At 59.1% G+C, this 15,624-nt stretch carries 22 protein-coding genes and 2 pseudogenes; 10 read left to right on the top strand and 14 right to left on the bottom strand.

What is annotated here, in order from left to right:
- Positions 1-18 precede the first annotated feature (18 nt).
- Positions 19-1,023, bottom strand: a pseudogene (locus QD357_RS15510) (ISNCY-like element ISRtr6 family transposase); the annotation flags it as partial.
- Positions 1,024-1,225: 202 nt separating this feature from the next.
- Here QD357_RS15510 and QD357_RS15505 point away from each other — a divergent pair.
- From QD357_RS15505 to QD357_RS15475, 7 genes are all read left to right on the top strand, one after another.
- Positions 1,226-1,480, top strand: a complete 255-nt coding sequence (locus tag QD357_RS15505) for a type II toxin-antitoxin system VapB family antitoxin (RefSeq protein WP_414124567.1) — start codon at positions 1,226-1,228, stop codon at positions 1,478-1,480.
- Entirely contained in the window at positions 1,480-1,866 is a 387-nt protein-coding gene (locus QD357_RS15500) for a type II toxin-antitoxin system VapC family toxin (protein WP_414124566.1), read from the top strand. Before QD357_RS15505 ends, QD357_RS15500 begins: the two co-directional genes overlap by 1 nt.
- The gene (locus QD357_RS15495; RefSeq protein ID WP_183938376.1) at positions 1,863-2,933 is read left to right on the top strand and encodes a site-specific integrase; all 1,071 of its coding nucleotides are present in this window, start codon (positions 1,863-1,865) and stop codon (positions 2,931-2,933) included. The genes QD357_RS15500 and QD357_RS15495 overlap by 4 nt, the downstream gene beginning before the upstream one ends.
- Before the next feature lie 372 nt (positions 2,934-3,305).
- Complete coding sequence (locus tag QD357_RS15490; RefSeq protein ID WP_183938377.1) at positions 3,306-3,545, top strand: type II toxin-antitoxin system Phd/YefM family antitoxin; 240 nt, start codon at positions 3,306-3,308, stop codon at positions 3,543-3,545.
- The gene (locus tag QD357_RS15485) at positions 3,521-3,964 is read left to right on the top strand and encodes a type II toxin-antitoxin system VapC family toxin (RefSeq protein ID WP_414124565.1); all 444 of its coding nucleotides are present in this window, start codon (positions 3,521-3,523) and stop codon (positions 3,962-3,964) included. The genes QD357_RS15490 and QD357_RS15485 overlap by 25 nt, the downstream gene beginning before the upstream one ends.
- Entirely contained in the window at positions 3,954-4,088 is a 135-nt protein-coding gene (locus QD357_RS15480; protein WP_281397173.1) for a hypothetical protein, read from the top strand. The genes QD357_RS15485 and QD357_RS15480 overlap by 11 nt, the downstream gene beginning before the upstream one ends.
- Positions 4,078-5,220 carry a site-specific integrase gene (locus QD357_RS15475; RefSeq protein ID WP_414124564.1) on the top strand — a complete coding sequence of 381 codons (1,143 nt, stop codon included), beginning with the start codon at positions 4,078-4,080 and terminating at the stop codon, positions 5,218-5,220. The genes QD357_RS15480 and QD357_RS15475 overlap by 11 nt, the downstream gene beginning before the upstream one ends.
- Positions 5,221-5,300: 80 nt before the next feature.
- Here the strand turns inward: QD357_RS15475 and QD357_RS15470 are convergent, their stop codons facing one another.
- The 6 genes and pseudogenes from QD357_RS15470 to QD357_RS15445 form a co-directional block, all read right to left on the bottom strand.
- A complete protein-coding gene (locus QD357_RS15470) occupies positions 5,301-5,627 on the bottom strand; it encodes a helix-turn-helix domain-containing protein (RefSeq protein ID WP_183938379.1) in 327 nt (108 codons plus the stop codon).
- Positions 5,628-5,645: 18 nt separating this feature from the next.
- Positions 5,646-5,984, bottom strand: coding sequence for a type II toxin-antitoxin system RelE/ParE family toxin (locus QD357_RS15465; RefSeq protein WP_414124563.1), 339 nt, complete (start codon positions 5,982-5,984; stop codon positions 5,646-5,648).
- Positions 5,985-6,564: 580 nt separating this feature from the next.
- Positions 6,565-6,690: pseudogene (locus QD357_RS15460) on the bottom strand (DUF932 domain-containing protein); the annotation flags it as partial.
- A 79-nt stretch (positions 6,691-6,769) separates the two neighbouring features.
- Positions 6,770-7,045: a hypothetical protein gene (locus QD357_RS15455; RefSeq protein ID WP_414124562.1), complete on the bottom strand. Its 276-nt coding sequence runs from the start codon at positions 7,043-7,045 to the stop codon at positions 6,770-6,772.
- A 203-nt stretch (positions 7,046-7,248) separates the two neighbouring features.
- A complete protein-coding gene (locus tag QD357_RS15450) occupies positions 7,249-7,830 on the bottom strand; it encodes a hypothetical protein (RefSeq protein WP_414124561.1) in 582 nt (193 codons plus the stop codon).
- A gap of 30 nt (positions 7,831-7,860) precedes the next feature.
- The gene (locus QD357_RS15445; protein ID WP_183938382.1) at positions 7,861-8,256 is read right to left on the bottom strand and encodes a transposase; all 396 of its coding nucleotides are present in this window, start codon (positions 8,254-8,256) and stop codon (positions 7,861-7,863) included.
- A 545-nt stretch (positions 8,257-8,801) separates the two neighbouring features.
- Here QD357_RS15445 and QD357_RS15440 point away from each other — a divergent pair.
- The gene (locus QD357_RS15440; RefSeq protein ID WP_246451236.1) at positions 8,802-8,963 is read left to right on the top strand and encodes a hypothetical protein; all 162 of its coding nucleotides are present in this window, start codon (positions 8,802-8,804) and stop codon (positions 8,961-8,963) included.
- Positions 8,964-9,037: 74 nt separating this feature from the next.
- On the opposite strand, the gene QD357_RS15435 is transcribed toward QD357_RS15440, so the two are convergent.
- From QD357_RS15435 to QD357_RS15405, 7 genes are all read right to left on the bottom strand, one after another.
- Positions 9,038-9,397, bottom strand: a complete 360-nt coding sequence (locus QD357_RS15435) for a hypothetical protein (RefSeq protein ID WP_414124560.1) — start codon at positions 9,395-9,397, stop codon at positions 9,038-9,040.
- 210 nt (positions 9,398-9,607) lie between these two features.
- Positions 9,608-9,877, bottom strand: coding sequence for a hypothetical protein (locus QD357_RS15430; protein ID WP_183938383.1), 270 nt, complete (start codon positions 9,875-9,877; stop codon positions 9,608-9,610).
- Between the two features lie 60 nt (positions 9,878-9,937).
- Complete coding sequence (locus QD357_RS15425) at positions 9,938-10,846, bottom strand: homocysteine S-methyltransferase family protein (protein WP_183938384.1); 909 nt, start codon at positions 10,844-10,846, stop codon at positions 9,938-9,940.
- Positions 10,847-11,005: 159 nt separating this feature from the next.
- Positions 11,006-11,695: an ABC transporter permease gene (locus tag QD357_RS15420; RefSeq protein ID WP_183938385.1), complete on the bottom strand. Its 690-nt coding sequence runs from the start codon at positions 11,693-11,695 to the stop codon at positions 11,006-11,008.
- Positions 11,696-11,707: 12 nt separating this feature from the next.
- Positions 11,708-12,433, bottom strand: a complete 726-nt coding sequence (locus QD357_RS15415; protein WP_414124559.1) for an ABC transporter permease — start codon at positions 12,431-12,433, stop codon at positions 11,708-11,710.
- A 12-nt stretch (positions 12,434-12,445) separates the two neighbouring features.
- Positions 12,446-13,219 carry a transporter substrate-binding domain-containing protein gene (locus QD357_RS15410; protein WP_414124558.1) on the bottom strand — a complete coding sequence of 258 codons (774 nt, stop codon included), beginning with the start codon at positions 13,217-13,219 and terminating at the stop codon, positions 12,446-12,448.
- A gap of 44 nt (positions 13,220-13,263) precedes the next feature.
- A complete protein-coding gene (locus QD357_RS15405; protein ID WP_183938388.1) occupies positions 13,264-14,043 on the bottom strand; it encodes an ABC transporter ATP-binding protein in 780 nt (259 codons plus the stop codon).
- A gap of 191 nt (positions 14,044-14,234) precedes the next feature.
- Here QD357_RS15405 and QD357_RS15400 point away from each other — a divergent pair, with 191 nt between their 5' ends.
- Both QD357_RS15400 and QD357_RS15395 read left to right on the top strand, forming a co-directional pair.
- Positions 14,235-14,717, top strand: coding sequence for an Lrp/AsnC family transcriptional regulator (locus QD357_RS15400; protein WP_414124557.1), 483 nt, complete (start codon positions 14,235-14,237; stop codon positions 14,715-14,717).
- Positions 14,718-15,201: 484 nt separating this feature from the next.
- Positions 15,202-15,600 carry a DUF488 domain-containing protein gene (locus tag QD357_RS15395; protein ID WP_246451238.1) on the top strand — a complete coding sequence of 133 codons (399 nt, stop codon included), beginning with the start codon at positions 15,202-15,204 and terminating at the stop codon, positions 15,598-15,600.
- Positions 15,601-15,624 lie beyond the last annotated feature (24 nt).

Raw genomic sequence — 15,624 nt, 5'->3', positions numbered from 1 at the left:
CTAAAAGCTGGTCGGAGTTCAGGTCGGTTTGAGGCGGATGAAGAGGACGAGGTTGTAAGCCACGACGGAGGACCAGACGTAGGTCTTGAAGTGGTCAAGGCCCCGCCAGGTGCAGCGTGCCAGGCCGTAGGCACGCTTGAGGCATGATATTCCGGCTTCGATACCGGCGCGGAAGCTGCGCAACTTGCGATAGACCCAATTGCTTCTGACCATGTCCTCGACCTTGAGGCCAGCTTTCTTGTGGAATGCCATGTCGCGAACGCCCCAGGTCTTGGCTGTGGCCAGGTTGCCGCGACTGGCAAAGCCGCCGTCGGCCGCCGCCTGCCGCGGCGCGTTTCCATAGACGGCGATGTGGCGCTCCAGCATCGGCAGCAGCCGCTCGCTGTCGGGCGGATTACCTGCCTCGATCACCAGATCGAGGATCATGCCGCTTCTGCCGGTGGTCAGGTTGAGCTTGTGGCCGTATTCGGTCTCGCGGCTACCTTTGACGATGATATCGGCATGGGGTTCGAACAGGCTTACCAGCTTCTCGCCCGCCGGCAGCTTCTCGCCCGCCAGTACTCGCCGCTCGCTCTGTTTGATGATGCGTTCGATCAGCGGTCGATAGCGGCAAACCTGGGCCTGCCAGAGTTGGACGAGCGGATTGCTCGCCGCTGCCAGTCGCTCGGTTGCCTGCTTCAGGTATGCCAAGGTCGCGCAGGCGATCGCGATCAGCTCACGGTAGAGCCGGACCCGATTGGGCTGACCGCGTGTGAACTGGATCTCGCGGGCACGCTTCTTGGCCGCGCGGCAATGATCGCGCCATGCCAGGCCGGCGCCGACCAAGGTATCTGCCTTCTTCAGCAGGCGCACCATGACCCGCACGGCATCCCACAGCAGGCTGCTGTCGCTCGGTTCGTGCATGAGTGCCGAGGTCACTGTACTGTCCAGCCGCACGACCGTGCCGTCTTCCAGCTTCGCCTGCCGAGCGCTCGACAGCAGCGCCCGATTGATCGCTTCCCAGGTCTCGGGTCGGATCGCAGCTCGTCGACAGGGAATAATGTCCAATAATCTTGCCTTATCGGACGTATTGTGTTTTATATAAGGAATGGCCGTTTTCGCGGTCCTCAACCCCGTTAGCGCATGCTTGCCGGGCTGAGCGTCGCCAGAATTCGCGTCCGCAGGTGTCGCCTGCGTCGCAGGTCATTAGGTAGATTATATATATCAAGGAACCCGGACACCTGCAATGGCGCTGAGCATCAAAGACCCCGAGACGGAGAAGCTCGCGCGCGCGCTCGCTGCGCGCACCGGCGAAACCATCACCATCGCGACGCGGCGCGCGCTGGAAGAGCGCCTCAAGCGTATGGGATCGCAAGCGAAGAAGGCTGCCCTCCTCGACGACATGGAGGCGATGCGGCGACGCTTGAGCGCTCTGCCGGTTCTCGATGATCGCAGTCCGGATGAAATCATCGGTTACGACGACAACGGTATTCCGAACTGATGGTGATCGATACGTCAGCGATCGTCGCGATCTTTTTCAATGAACCGGATGCCCTCTACTACAGCGAACGCGTTGCCGACGATCCCGTCCGGCTGATTTCGGCGGCAACGCTCGTCGAAGCCGCGATGGTCATCGAGGGACGCTTCGGCGAGGCAGGCGGAGCAGAACTCGATCTCTGGCTGCACAAGACCAATCTGGAGGTCGTTGCAGTGACCTCCGAGCATGCTGACCAGGCCCGCCGAGCCTGGCGCCGCTACGGCAAGGGTCGCCATCCTGCTGGCCTGAATTACGGCGACTGCTTCTCCTATGCCCTCGCCGCGCTGACCGGCGAGCCGCTGCTTTTCAAGGGGAACGACTTCAAACAGACAGATGTCGAGGCGGCATGAAGAATAGCGGCGAAATCGTTCTTGAGACGGAGCTGCTGAAGGCTCCGCCCTCCCCTGCCCCGCAGCCGGCGTCCAGCCTACCGGGTCATCTGCAAGATCTCACCGATCGCGCGCGCGGCTATGTCGAGGCGGCCAGCTCCGCCAACACACGCCGCGCCTATGCCAGCGACTGGAAGCATTTTTCCGCCTGGTGTCGGCACTCGAACCTGACGCCCCTTCCAGCCGATCCACAAATCGTCGGCCTCTACATCACCGCTTGTGCGTCCGGCACCGCCGAACGTGGTATGAAGGCCAACTCTGTGTCGACCATCGAACGGCGGCTGTCCGCCCTCACCTGGAACTACACGCAACGCGGCATGCCGATCGATCGAAAGGATCGCCATATTGCCACCGTTCTTGCCGGTATCCGCAACACCCACGCCACCCCACCCCGCCAGAAGGAAGCGGTGCTGCCGGAGCAACTGATCGCCATGCTCGAAACCCTGGATCGCGGCAGCCTGCGCGGCCTGCGCAACCGCGCCATGCTGCTGATCGGCTTTGCCGGCGGCCTGCGCCGCTCGGAGATCGTTGGCCTTGATCTCGGCCGCGACCAGACCGAGGACGGGCGCGGCTGGCTCGAGATCCTTGACAAGGGCCTGCTCGTCACCCTGCGCGGCAAGACCGGATGGCGCGAGGTCGAGATCGGCCGCGGCTCGTCCGATGCAACCTGCCCGGTTATCGCGGTCGAGACCTGGATCAGGTTCGCGCGGATTGCCAAGGGTCCTCTCTTCCGCAGGGTGACGGGTGAAGGTAAGGATGTTGGGCCGGATCGGCTGAACGATCGCGAGGTCGCTCGTCTTGTCAAGAAGACGGCGCTCGCGGCCGGCGTCAGGGGCGACCTCAGCGAAGCGGAGCGCGCCGAAAAATTCTCGGGTCACTCGCTGCGCGCCGGTCTGGCATCCTCCGCGGAGGTCGACGAGCGCTATGTCCAGAAGCAGCTCGGCCATGCCAGTGCTGAAATGACGCGGAAATACCAGCGCCGGCGTGACCGCTTTCGCGTCAACCTCACCAAAGCCTCAGGGCTTTGAGGCCCCCGCCCTGCCTTGCCGTGAAAGCGTTAGGTCAAAATCGGGTGTCCGATTTTTAGCTTACCGCCTCAATTGAAATTGTTAGCTAAAAGCCACAACCGGCGCGAAAAGCCGGCTCAATCAGGGCTGTCATGCTGATTTTTGCAAGATTGTAAGCCATTGAATTCATGGTAAATGATTTGCTAAACGAACTCTATCTTAAAGTTAGTGTTCCATACTTGGTATGACAGCAAGTTATTCGCATCACTTCCGATAAGTATCAATTATCGGAAGTGAGATAGCCAACCCCTTGACCAGATGCCGGCGTGCACCTAATCTCTAGCAGTGGCGGATGGCAAGCGCCGCAAGCCAATATCATCTGGGAACCCACCAATGACCGTCACCGTCAAGGTCGCCGAGGCCAAAACGCATTTGTCCGAACTGCTGGCGCGTGTCGAGGCCGGCGAGGACATCGTCATTGCGCGCGGCAACGATCCGGTCGCCCGCCTCGTCGCCATCGACGAGCGTCGTCAGCGCCTGGCCGCCATCGAGGCGGTTCGTGCGCTACGCGCGCAGGCCAAGCCCGTCACGCAAGAGGAAATTCAGGTGTGGAAGCAGGAAGGCCGCCGCTGATGGCCTTCATCGTCGATGCCTCGATCGCCGGCGCCTGGCTGCTGCCGGACGAGGAAAACACGGTCGCCGAACGGGCGATGGCACGCATGGCCGATGAGGATGCCTGGGCACCAGATCTGCTGCGCCACGAGATTCGCAGCATCCTGTTGAGCGCCGAACGACGTGGCCGGATTTCCGATGACCTCGTCCATTCTGCCTTGGCGCGATTCCGCGGGCTGCCGTTGAAGCTCGTAGGCCCGGGCGACGACATCGAGGTGGTGCGGCTGTCGCGCAAGTATCGTCTCAGTGCCTATGACGCGGCCTCTCTTGCGCTGGCCCTGCTGGAGCATCTGCCGCTCGCCACGCTCGACCGCCGATTGGCGGAAGCCGCCGGCGCTGAAGGGATCCCCCTGTTAGGACCGATCGAGCATGAGCACTAGTCAGTCCTCCGGCCCTCGTTCGCCGCTAGCGGCAGCGACGCTGCCATCCCGCAATTCCAAACTTGCCACCGCTACCCGCAACGAAGGGGTAACGGTGCTCGGCCCGTCCGCCCATGGCGACTGACCGTCAGCGACAAGTTTCGACACGTATAGAGACGCTCGATACGATCGCCGCGGTGCTGCCGATCGACCGGCGCGACAAGCTCGCCGAGTTGTTGACAGACCAGGACGTCGAAACGCTCAAACACCTCGTCAACCGCGGGATGGGCGACAACACGCTCAGGGCGCTGACCTCCGACCTCGCCTATCTCGAAGCTTGGTCGCTGGCGTCGACCGCCGCCCCCCTGCCCTGGCCACCGCCGGAGGCGCTGCTGCTAAAATTCGTCGCCCATCATCTCTGGGATCCCGCGAAGCGGGAGAGCGATGCCGATCATGGCATGCCTGATGCTGTCAACCAGGCACTGAGAAGTGCCGGTTTTCTCAGGTCAACCGGGCCGCACGCGCCCGAAACCGTGCGCCGACGGCTCGCCAACTGGTCAACGCTGACGAAATGGCGCGGTCTCGACGGCGTCTTTGCCTCCCCTGCCCTCAAGACCGCCATTCGTCTCGCCGTGCGCGCCGTGCCGCGGCAACGCCGCCGCAAGAGCGCCAAGGCGGTGACCGGCGACGTGCTGGCCAAGCTATTGTCGACCTGTAGTGGCGACAGCCTGCGCGATATCCGCGACCGTGCGATCCTGATAGTTGCCTTCGCCTCCGGCGGCCGCCGGCGCAGCGAAGTCGCCGGCCTGCGCAACGAGCAGCTGACGGTCGAGCCTTCAGTGAAAAGTGACGATGATGTCCCCCTCCCCTCGCTCTCCATTCACCTCGGCCGCACAAAAAATTCCGGCGCCAGCCAGGACGAGGTCGTCTATCTCACCGGCCGGCCCGTCGACGCGTTGAACGCCTGGCTGGCGGCCGCGAAGATCGATAGCGGCAGTGTGTTTCGGGCGATCGACCGCTGGGGCAATATTTCTCGGCGCGCGCTCGACCCGAAGGCGGTCAATGATATCGTCAAGCAGCGGGTGAAGATGGCGGGGCTGGAGGCTGGGGAGTTTTCAGCGCACGGGTTGAGATCCGGCTATCTGACCGAGGCTGCCAATCGCGGCATCCCCCTACCCGAGGCAATGGAGCAGTCGCGCCATCGGTCGGTGCAGCAGGCATCGACCTACTATAACAACGCGACGCGTAGAAGCGGGCGGGCTACTCGAATGTTGTAGCTGTGGCTCTCTGACATGCACCTGCCCTTCCGGCGAAGATGGCGAGGCTATGGAGTCTCTGCTCTGGTGACGACGGCAGCTCAGACCTTTGAACCGTGCCGCGAGCGCTCCGCGATGCTGGACAGATCAACCTTCTTGCCCGCGACATCCGCAACGATTTTCAACGTGCCGCCGAGCGATTCGACATAATCTCGAAGCGTTGATAGCTTCATGTCGGCCCGCTTCTCCAGTCTTGAGACGTTAGTCTGCTTGAAACCGGTCGCAGCAGAAACGTCTTCTTGTGTTCGCCCAGCAAGTGCCCGCAATTCCCGCAGATTGTGCGCCGTGACGAGCTCGTCGGCACGTTTCGCAACGGCGCGCTGTTCATCCTCAGGCAGCGTCTGCATTAGCTTATCGAGATCATCCATGTCTCTTCTCCAACTCGCTCAAGTGCTCGTCGTACCGTTGTCCGCCAGATCGATCAGCCATTTATAGAAGAGCTTCTGGCTCACACCGCTCTTCGCACCACCGCAGCGAACCACAGCCTTTCGCTCCGGATCGAAGGCGAAAGCGAACCGCCATTGCGCCTTCAACACCTTAACGCGCAGTTCTTTCATGTTCGCGTGTCTGGAGCCGTCGAGGGTGTCGACCTCAGGTCGTCCCAGTCGAAAGCCCTTCTCGCGAAGCAGCACTAAATGCACTAGCAACTCCACCCGGACATCGGCTGGAAGGTCTGTGATCTCGCCTTTGAAGCGGTCATGAAATTCGACCTTCCATTCCGTCATTTCATATCCTGATTGATATAGATACTTTAGGATATATAGTCCACGTCTTCCCTCAAGGCAATAGTTGTTGGCATTTGCTCAGGAGACGTCAGTAACCGATCCTTTACAAGCGTATTTTATCGTTCACTCGCAGTAAAAGACACGCCACATGGCCCGGATTTCCGGGCCATTCGAGCGCCGCAGGAGACAGGCCGCCGGAGAATATCCCGACCTGGTTGTCTTTCGGTTCCCCCTCCAGACAGGGAAAACATCCATGCGACCGCCATTTCTGCTCAAGCGACAAGAGGGTGCGCTCAAGCTCATTCCTCTCGGCGTCCAAAGCCGCCAAGCGTTGCTTGATACGCCTAATCTCACGCTCAACTTCTTCGCCGCTCACCGGTCAAATCGACCGTGCCACACAACTCTCTTTGCGTAGCTTAGAGCAGAGAATGTCCAAAGATAACACGTTCTCGTTCGGTCGAACGAGCTCTTATCATGCCGACCAAATCAGTTGGATTTAATTGGCCTGACGGCAATTAGCACAGCGTGATCGGCACAATCATAAACTCCACATATTCGGTCTTGGCCGACGTCGGCATAGGACCGATTCCGGCGGTCGTCCCTCTTCGGACAAGACCATCTCGATCGCCTTGGCAGTTTCACCTTTCGAGAAGCCTTGGCGACGCGAGAAGGTTTCGCGATCTTCGTCCTTGCGGGCGACGATCCGCGCTCAGCCCTTCCAAACCAGGGCAGCGGCTGATTGCACCGGAGCGATTCTGCCTTCTGAATATCTGGCTTGTGCCGGATCAATCGGCGGGTGCGCCGAGATGAATGACGTCTCCCCTCGACCAGCCTTCGGCGAGGCTCATCAGAAACTCCATCTCCCGTCTTAGCGTGACGGTCCGACTGACATCGTCTGCATGTTCGGTTTCGGCGCGCACGTGATAAAATTCTCCGACCGCAATTCCGGCCAGCTTTCGTTTGTCCTCAAGCGCGGACTTCAAACCGACAAGCTCCTCCTTAACAGCAAAGTAGCGCCGCATAACGGCGATCAAACGCAGGTCGTTTTCTGCTCCATCCATATTAGCACCTTCCAAAATATCCTGATTAGGAAGGAGCAGATTCGCTCGCGTCTGTCACGCCCAAGCCGAGGCGAAGAGTGCCGTAACGGCCGCAGGCCACCCTCATCACGACAAAGGTTCGCTGGCTCAAGCCGTTTTGCATAAAGCGACGGGACGATCCGTGAAGAACGAACCAACGGCGATGATCCACGGAAAACGCCCGGCTAGGCGATGCCAAACCGTTGCAGCATCGCGATCAGCCTGGCGTTCTCAGCTCGGAGTTTCTCCGTCAACATTGCTCTGAGCCGTCTGTTCTCGGCCTCGAGGGTCGCTAGATCGGCCGGAGTGACGATATCCGCTCTGGCAAGGCCAACGTTGATGGCAGTCTCGGGCATCGAAGCGGTGGGACCTGCTGCAGCGATGACGTTCGGCCGGCGAGTGTTGTTTCCCTCAGCACGTGGAGGCTTTGATTTCGGCGCGGCGTCACCGGTCGGCCGCACCGACGGTTCGGTTGCCGGTGGCGCTTCCGCGGTGTCCTTGTTCTGAGACTTAGCTTGGTCTTGGCTGTCGGTTGGACCAACGTCGTCAAAGACCGGTACCGACGGAGCCGGTTCCAGCGGGATGTCAGGGCAGCCCACCGAAGGCGGTTCTAACGGCAATGGAGCGCCAGATGGGAAGGACGTTTCGCTCTCGATCTCCTCTACCAACGCTTTGAGATCCGTGTTGCCCCAGATTGAGTTGGTTTGGGTCTTGAGCGGCCGTCGATTTGTTTTGTATTCGACCACGAAATTGCGATTAGGTTTCATTCGGTGCTCGGCATGACCGTTTTGAGTTACTTAAAGGCCCAGCCGCCGGCGGAGCTCCGCATTCTCGGCACGCAACTTCTCGGCCAGCAGCTTTCGCAGACGAGCGTTCTCCGCCTCGAGCTCTGTGAATTCGGCCAGATCGTCGACTTCGCCAGCAGGCGTCGCCTCGACCTTATCTGCCGACTTGGCTGCCTTCTTCCATTGATAATAGGTCTGATCGGAAATCCCGAGGCTCTTTACGGCATCCTTCAGCGTCGTACCGTTTGCTAACTGAGCGTCGATCTGACCAAGCATCTCGACCTTGTCTTGGCCGCTGTACCGTTTGGATCTCGTTCGCGAGGCCTTGCCAACAGCAGGTGTCGGTTCAGCACTCGTCTTCTTGCGCCGAGATTTCGTCGAATTCGTCGAAGGCGCAGGTCCAGACATTGCTTGCGCGCTCGCCGTTTCGGCGCTCACAATCTGTTCTTCGTTAGCCAAGGGTATTTACTCCAGCAGTGGATGTCCTTGTCCGCTGTTACTCATCGCAAGTCAAGTGAAGCAATAGGCCAATCGATGATCCGCGCTCGATGTCGAAAATCGTACCACGCAATTCAATGCCGCTTGTACAGCTTCTGATTTATCTCTGCTTCGTCCCTATTAATTAAAAGCGGAGAAACGAACGGCTTTTCACGAAACAACTTCTTCTCGTGTATGCCGCTGCTTCTCAAGCCCCTGACTGACTTCGGCCGTTATGCTCGGCGGAAACGGGATATTGCCGCAAGAATCTAGGATATCCTCAGCTGCCTAACAGCCGCCATCCTCATTCCGTCATCCGGATGGCTATGGCGATATCCAAGGGCGTTCTGTTCAACCAACCGTCGTTCGTCGGTGATGGCAAAAATTGTATAAAACAGTTCATCTAATAATCGAACCCATCACGAAAATAAATCGATGGAAGTGAACCCAAATGTCTGGAACTGCATGCGGCCTTCGTGATCATCATCCCGCAGGTGCTTCCTTTCCTGCAGCGACAATTGTTTGCCCTCATTCTGCAGGATTTGGTTGGGGCGGAGGATATCGTCAACGAAGTCATCGAAGTGACAGATGGAAATGACAGTGCGATTCTCACTCGCTATTCGCTTCCCGACACATAGTCGCTCCTGCTGAGTAAAAACCCACTTTGCTTCGATCCTCGAAAGCGCAATTCGCATCTTTAGCGATCCGACGCTTAGGCTTTTCTCGAGCTTTCGGCGGCGCCCTCCTGAAGAGGGCTATCGCTCCTGCCTTCGTTCGTCGTCGAAGGACGGCCCGTTCCCTCCAGGCACAGCACCCCGGGGAGTCGTTTGGATAAACGCGAACTCGCTGCGCCAATGGCAAGCTGCCGCTCTTTGTCCAACTGGTCAGCCTGAAACGACGAACCCGTTGTTCTCCTCGGTTTCGCTACCGATGGATCAAGCGCCGCCTTGAGGTCAGCGAGCGCGGCCGCACCAGCCTTAGAATCATTCACTTGCCCGACGCCACCCGCATCAATCGCAACGCCGCCGACCTCAGCCACCATGTTTGCCGCAGCCGAAAATTCCAGATCCAATCGGTTCGTTTCGTCTTCCGGGAGATCGAAGCCGTCAGACCCGCTGCCAAATCACCGCTCGCCTGGATCTGCAGCTTCATGCCGCCGCCCAACGTGCCCCGGAAATCACCTTACGCAGCGACCCGACCCAGGCCAAAGCCTGCTCTCGTGACTGCAATCCCTTGCGGCCGAACAACCCCCGTGTGCTCCCCCCTGAGGTCAGCAACCGTCTCAGGTGCCACGCGCAGCCGAGACAGGATCGGCAATCGGCCGGTCCTCGGTGGCCGCGATTGCAGAGCTGTGCCGGTGCATGAACAAGGTAGGTTCAACAAAGACGGCTTTCGCATGCTCCAGGACGACCGGATCATAGTCGATGTCTTCGGTCTCCCCTTTCTCGACATGCGCCGCCGGCACTTCCGAAGCTGGTTCGAGAGGCTGCCGCGTGAACTGCGACCATTCCGGGCGTCCGTGTAGAAAGTTGAGCTTGTTCAGCACCGCCACGCTTTGCATCCTCGTCCCAATTCGGATCCACCCAGACGGACGCCTCAGGCCGTGCGCGTATCAGCCCAGCAATGCCTGTCTGAGCCGGTGAATATGGCCGGTGCCGATGCCGCAGCAGCCACCGACGATCGTTGCGCCTGCTTCAACCCATGAACAGGCGAAGCGCGAATAGACATCGTCATTCAGATCGTCGCGGGTGTCGTGCAGGCCCTCGTTGGCAGCAGAATCGCCTTGCTCGCCTTCGAAGGCGTTGGCATAGACGCCGATTTCGAGCGTAGCACCTTTACCTTTGAACACCCGGGCTGCGGTTTCGACTGCCGGCCGCATCACTTCCGGCTTACTACAATTGAACAGGAGCACGCTTGCTCCCGAAGAGGCAGCCCAGATCGCCGCATCCTCGACCCGTTCGCCGGAGCGCAGTTTCGGTTCGCTGCCGTTTCTCTGCGTCGCATTATCCGCGAGCGTAAACGAGATCCAGAACGGCTTGCCGGTCGCCGCAACCGCGGTGCGTACGGCTTCTCCTTCCGCGACCAGGCTGAGGGTTTCGCCGAGCCAGACATCGATATAGGGATTGAGATTTTCGACCAGTACCTTGAGATAATCCTGTACGCGCGAAGGATCGAAATTCTCCGGTTCATAGGAGCCGAAGATCGGCGGCAACGAACCGGCGACCAGCACCTTGCGATCGCTGCAGGCATCGGCTGCTTCACGCGCCAGTTGGCCCGAGCGCGCAATGAGCTCTGCACCTTCCTTCCGGAAGCGCTCGTCGCCGATATGGAAAGGCACGAGTGCGTAGCTGTTCGTCGTGACGACTTCCGAGCCGGCGGCGATGAATTCCTCATGCACCTTTCGGACGATGTCGGGCGAATTGATCAGCGCCAGCGCCGACCATTCCGGCTGCTTCAGTTCGGCGCCGAGGCGCATGAGTTCGCGGCTCATGCCGCCGTCAAGAATGCGGAGTTTGCTCATAAACGGATCTCCCAGAATGGATTAGGCGGGTATCAAAGTCTGGCCGCACGATTCCTGTATCGACGGCCGGCGGTTCCAGATCGGACGGTCGGTCTCTGCGAGTTCGGCAGAAGCCTTCAAGCAGCCGTGAGGGCATGGCCTTCCTTTTGCATTGTGGCGTTAGCGTCGCACCGGCACCTGCGCCTCCAGGCGGCGGAAGGTTCGGGCGATGATGGCCGTTAGAATGAGATAGAAGACCGTGACGACGATCAGCGGCTCATAGACGAGCAGCGTGTCCTGACGCACCTTGCTGGCGACGGCGTAGAGATCCATGACCGTGACGGTAAAGGCCAGCGGTGTCGCCTTGAGCTGCATGACGATCTCGCCACCGATTGTCGGCAGCGCAATACGAATGGCGCGTGGCAGCCAGATGCGCCGCGTCAGCGTGAAGGGACGCATGCCGAATGCGCGGCCGGCCTCCAGCTCGCCCTTCGGAACGGCAAGCAAGGCACCGCGGAGCACCTCCGCCTCATAGGCCGCATAGTTCAGCGTGAAGCTCACAGCCGCGAAGAAGAAGCCCTCACGCAGGATCGGCCAGAACAGGTTCTGACGGATGCCCGGGATCATCGGCAGCAGCGATCCGACGCCGTAATAGAGAAGCCAAAGCTGGATGAGCAGGGGCGTGCCGCGGAAGAAAGTGCAGTAGGCGCGAGCGGCATATCGCACAACTGGACCACCGCTGACCTGCGCGAAGGCAAGGCCGATTGCGAGGATGAAGCCGAAGACGACCGAGATTACCAGCAGCGATATCGTTTGCCCCGCGCCGGCCAATAGAAGCGGCCAATAGGAGACGATCCATGAAAAGGTCATGTCGTGCGCTCCTCAGGCGAGCTTCGGCTGACCGCGCCGCAGCCGGCGTTCGATCAGGTTGAAGACGACGTTGGAGGCGAGGGTGAGCGCGAGGTAAAGAAGGGCAGAGGCGAGAAAGAAGATGAAATAATGCTTCGTGCTCGCCCCGGCCAGGCGTGTGGCGAGCGCCAGCTCCTGGTAGCCGACGACGGCAACCAGCGCGCTGTCTTTGGTGATCGACATCCACAGATTGGCAAGGCCCGGCAGGGCGTTCGGCAGCAATGCGGGAAGCACGACACGGCGAAAACGTAGCGTGGGGCTCATGCCGAACGCCTTTGCCGCCTCGATCTGACCGACAGGGATGGCGAGGATCGCGCCTCGCAGCACTTCCGTCATGTAGGCACCCTGCACGAAGCCGAGCACTGCGACTGCGACCGCGAAGCCGTTCATCTCGAATGTGGGCAGATTGACGGCGGCCAGAAGCCGGTTGAGCCCATCCGTTCCGGCATAATAGAGACCGACGATCAGAATGAGCTCCGGAATGGCGCGGATCGCTGTCGTGTAGAGATCAAGTATCAGGCAAAGCGGCCTGTTGCCGGAAAGCTTGCCGAGAGCGCCTGCAGTGCCGAGCACCAGGCCGATCAGAAAAGCACCGGCGGAAATGGCAATCGTGGAGGCGGCACCCGACAACAGCACGCCCCCCCATCCTGGCGGATAGGGGGAAAGCAGCTCCAAAATGGTTTGCTGGGTGGCCACCATCGTTCGGTTCGCTTATTTCGCGCCATAGATGTCGAAGTCGAAATACTTCTTGGTGATTTCGTCGTACTTGCCGCTGGCGCGGACTGCCGCAATCGCCGCGTTGAGCTTCGCCTTCAGCTCTGTGTCTTCCTTGCGCAAACCACCGGAAACGCCGGCTCCAAGGATTTCCTTGTCGTCAGCCACATCGCCCATCTTGGCGCAGCAATCCTTGCCGCCATCGCTTTTCAGGAAGGCATCAAGAGCAAGAGAATCGCCGAAGACATAGTCGATGCGACCGGCTGCCAGATCCTGAAACGCCTCGTCGAGGGTTTGGTAGGTCTTCTGCTCTGCGACGTTGGCAAAATACTTCTTGTAATAATCCGACTGGATGGTGGACACCTGAATGCCGATGGTCTTGCCTTTCACGTCATCGGCAGTTGCACCGGGCTTTCCATCCTTCGGGCCGATCAGTGTGCTGGGTGTGTTGTAATATTTGTCGGTAAAGTCGATGACCTTGGATCGCTCTACGGTATTGGACATCGACGACCAGATCACGTCGAACTTCTTGCTCTGAAGGGCCGGAATGAGGCCATCCCAGGAGAGCTCCACGATCGAGCATTTCTCCTTCATCTGCTCGCAAACGGCGTCCATCAGATCGATTTCCCAGCCCTGCCACTTGCCCGAAGCGTCTTTGGCGAAGAAGGGCGGATAAGATTCGTTCATGATGCCGAAACGAACCTCGGCCTGCGCAGTGATAGTGGAAACGACAAGCGTGGCGCCGGCAAGAAGGATGGGCAGCAGTTTCATTGGCAGAAGTCTCCAGATGAGGTTGTTTGTGATGGCGGTGTGGATCAGTGGACGAGCATTCCGGTGAATTCCCGGCACCGGGCGCTGAGGGGAGTATCGAAGATCTGTTTCGGCGGCCCCTCCTCCTCGATCCGCCCCTGATGCAGGAAAAGAACGTGGCTGGAGACATCGCGGGCAAAGCGCATCTCATGCGTGACCAGCAGCATGGTTCGGCCCTCCTCGGCGAGGTCGCGGATGACCTTAAGCACTTCCCCGACCAATTCCGGGTCCAGCGCCGAGGTTGGTTCATCGAAGAGCATCACGGCGGGATCGACGCAAAGCGCACGGGCAATTGCGGCTCGCTGTTGCTGGCCTCCGGAGAGGAAGGCGGGGAAAGCATGGCGCTTTTCGTAGAGGCCGACCTTGTTGAGCAGAGCTTCCGCCTTCTCGACAGCCTCGCGGCGCGGAACGCCCAAGACATGCACCGGGGCTTCAATGACGTTTTCAAGCACGGTCCGATGTGCCCAGAGATTGAAGCTTTGGAAGACCATGCCAAGACCGCTGCGCAGCCTCTCGATCTGCCGCCAGCTCTTCGGCTGCATCTGTCCGCCGCGACTAGGTTTCCAGGCGATTTCCTCGCCATTCACAACGATGCGTCCACGATCCGGTATTTCCAGTAGGTTGATGCAGCGAAGAAAGGTGCTCTTGCCGGAGCCCGAGGAACCAATGATCGAAATGACATCGCCCTTGCTGGCTTTCGCCGAAACACCTTTAAGGACTTCATGCTGGCCAAAGCTCTTGTGGAGATTATCCACCTGAAGTGCTTGGAGGGACGGTTCTGTCATGCGTGGTTCCAGTGAAAAGCAATTTGCGGAGAATATCGCTAAGACACGCTGTTTTTGCGCGCAAATTCTGATCATTTTGGGTAAATTATGCAGAAATTCGTTTCTAACGCATCAAATATGACGCAATGCCTATCTCAGAGGGCAAATTAGCCACCAGCAAATTAGCCACCAGAAGGACCGAAGGAACAGATATGGAAAGACTGGATCGTTTCGATCGCGATATCCTCGACATCGTCCAGCGCGATTGCCAGCTCACAGCGGAAACCATCGCCGAAAAGGTCGGGCTTTCGACCTCGGCCGTGCAGCGGCGGCTGAAACGTCTCCGCGAAGACGGGCTTATCAAGGCGGAAGTCGCCATCGTCGACCGAAAGGCGACCGGCACGCCGATGGTGTTCATCGTCGGAATGGAAATCGAGCGCGACAATTACGACGCCTTGGCGAAGTTCCGCATTTGGGCGGAAAAACAGGATCACATTCAGCAGGTCTATTACGTGACCGGGGCGGTGGACCTGATTGCCATCGTCACCGCCTGCGACGTCGAGCACTATGACGACATCGCAGCTTTGATCATGGCGGAAAATCCGCAGATCCGCCGCATGCACACCAACGTCGTGTTGCGCGATGTTAAACTCGGCATGTTTGTGCCGCTGACGGAGGACGATCGCAGTCAGTAGAGTTTAGTCGGCTAATCATTGGCTCTTCGGCTGGGCGGTTCTAACCGCCTTTAGATCGTCGACATCAGCCTATCGTGGGACTCGCTGTGAGCTTCAATTTCGCTCAAATTCTCGACCACCCAGCCTGCTAGATGACATTGCGGACGAAATCTGGACCCTCGTCACCAAGCGGGATCGCCCGGAAGCGATTCTGCCGCCACTACCCCACGCCTAATGGCACGTTAAGGCGAATGCGAGCTTCTCCTGCGATAGTCTCCACAAGCAAATTTCGCCATCACCGTCAGCTTCTCGCCAGCGGGAAGCTGACCTTTCCTTCTTTTTGGGGCCGGGAGACCGCATTCGATAGATCGAACTTCACTGGAAGCAATAATCCTACTCGCAGACCTGGACTTACAGCCGATGGCAGAAAACGCGGATATATAGAATTCGATGGCGATTGCCGCGCGAATGGTCGCAGCCTATGTAATCAGGGATACGCTCTGAAATGGCGGTGGCTTTCGGAATGGCTCATGCGCTTCTAAAGCTGAAACGGGTATATGACGAACCCTCGAACGAAGATGGTCGAAGGGTGCTTGTCGATCGGTTGTGGCCGCGCGGCCTTTCCAAGAAAGATGCGAAACTGACCGACTGGATCAAGGACGTGGCTCCATCGCGGGAGCTCAGGAAGTGGTTTGGGCACAGGCCGGAACGGTTCACAGACTTTCGAGAAAAATACCGGCAAGAATTGGCGTCTAACCCGGCGGTGCAGGCACTGCTCCATTTCAACGATGAACCGGTGACATTGGTGTATGGCGCCAAGGATCCGGATCACAACCACGCGGTCGTGCTTTTGGAGTTTCTGAAGGGGCTGGAGGATCGTGGCTCGTTAGCCAGCGAAATTTGAACCGGAAAGAGGGAATGACACCTG

This window comes from Rhizobium sp. BR 317 (genome assembly GCF_047445835.1).
GTDB lineage: Bacteria > Pseudomonadota > Alphaproteobacteria > Rhizobiales > Rhizobiaceae > Rhizobium > Rhizobium paranaense.
The sequence above is the reverse complement of the archived record's forward strand: the minus strand, read 5'-3'. Positions and strand labels throughout refer to the sequence as shown.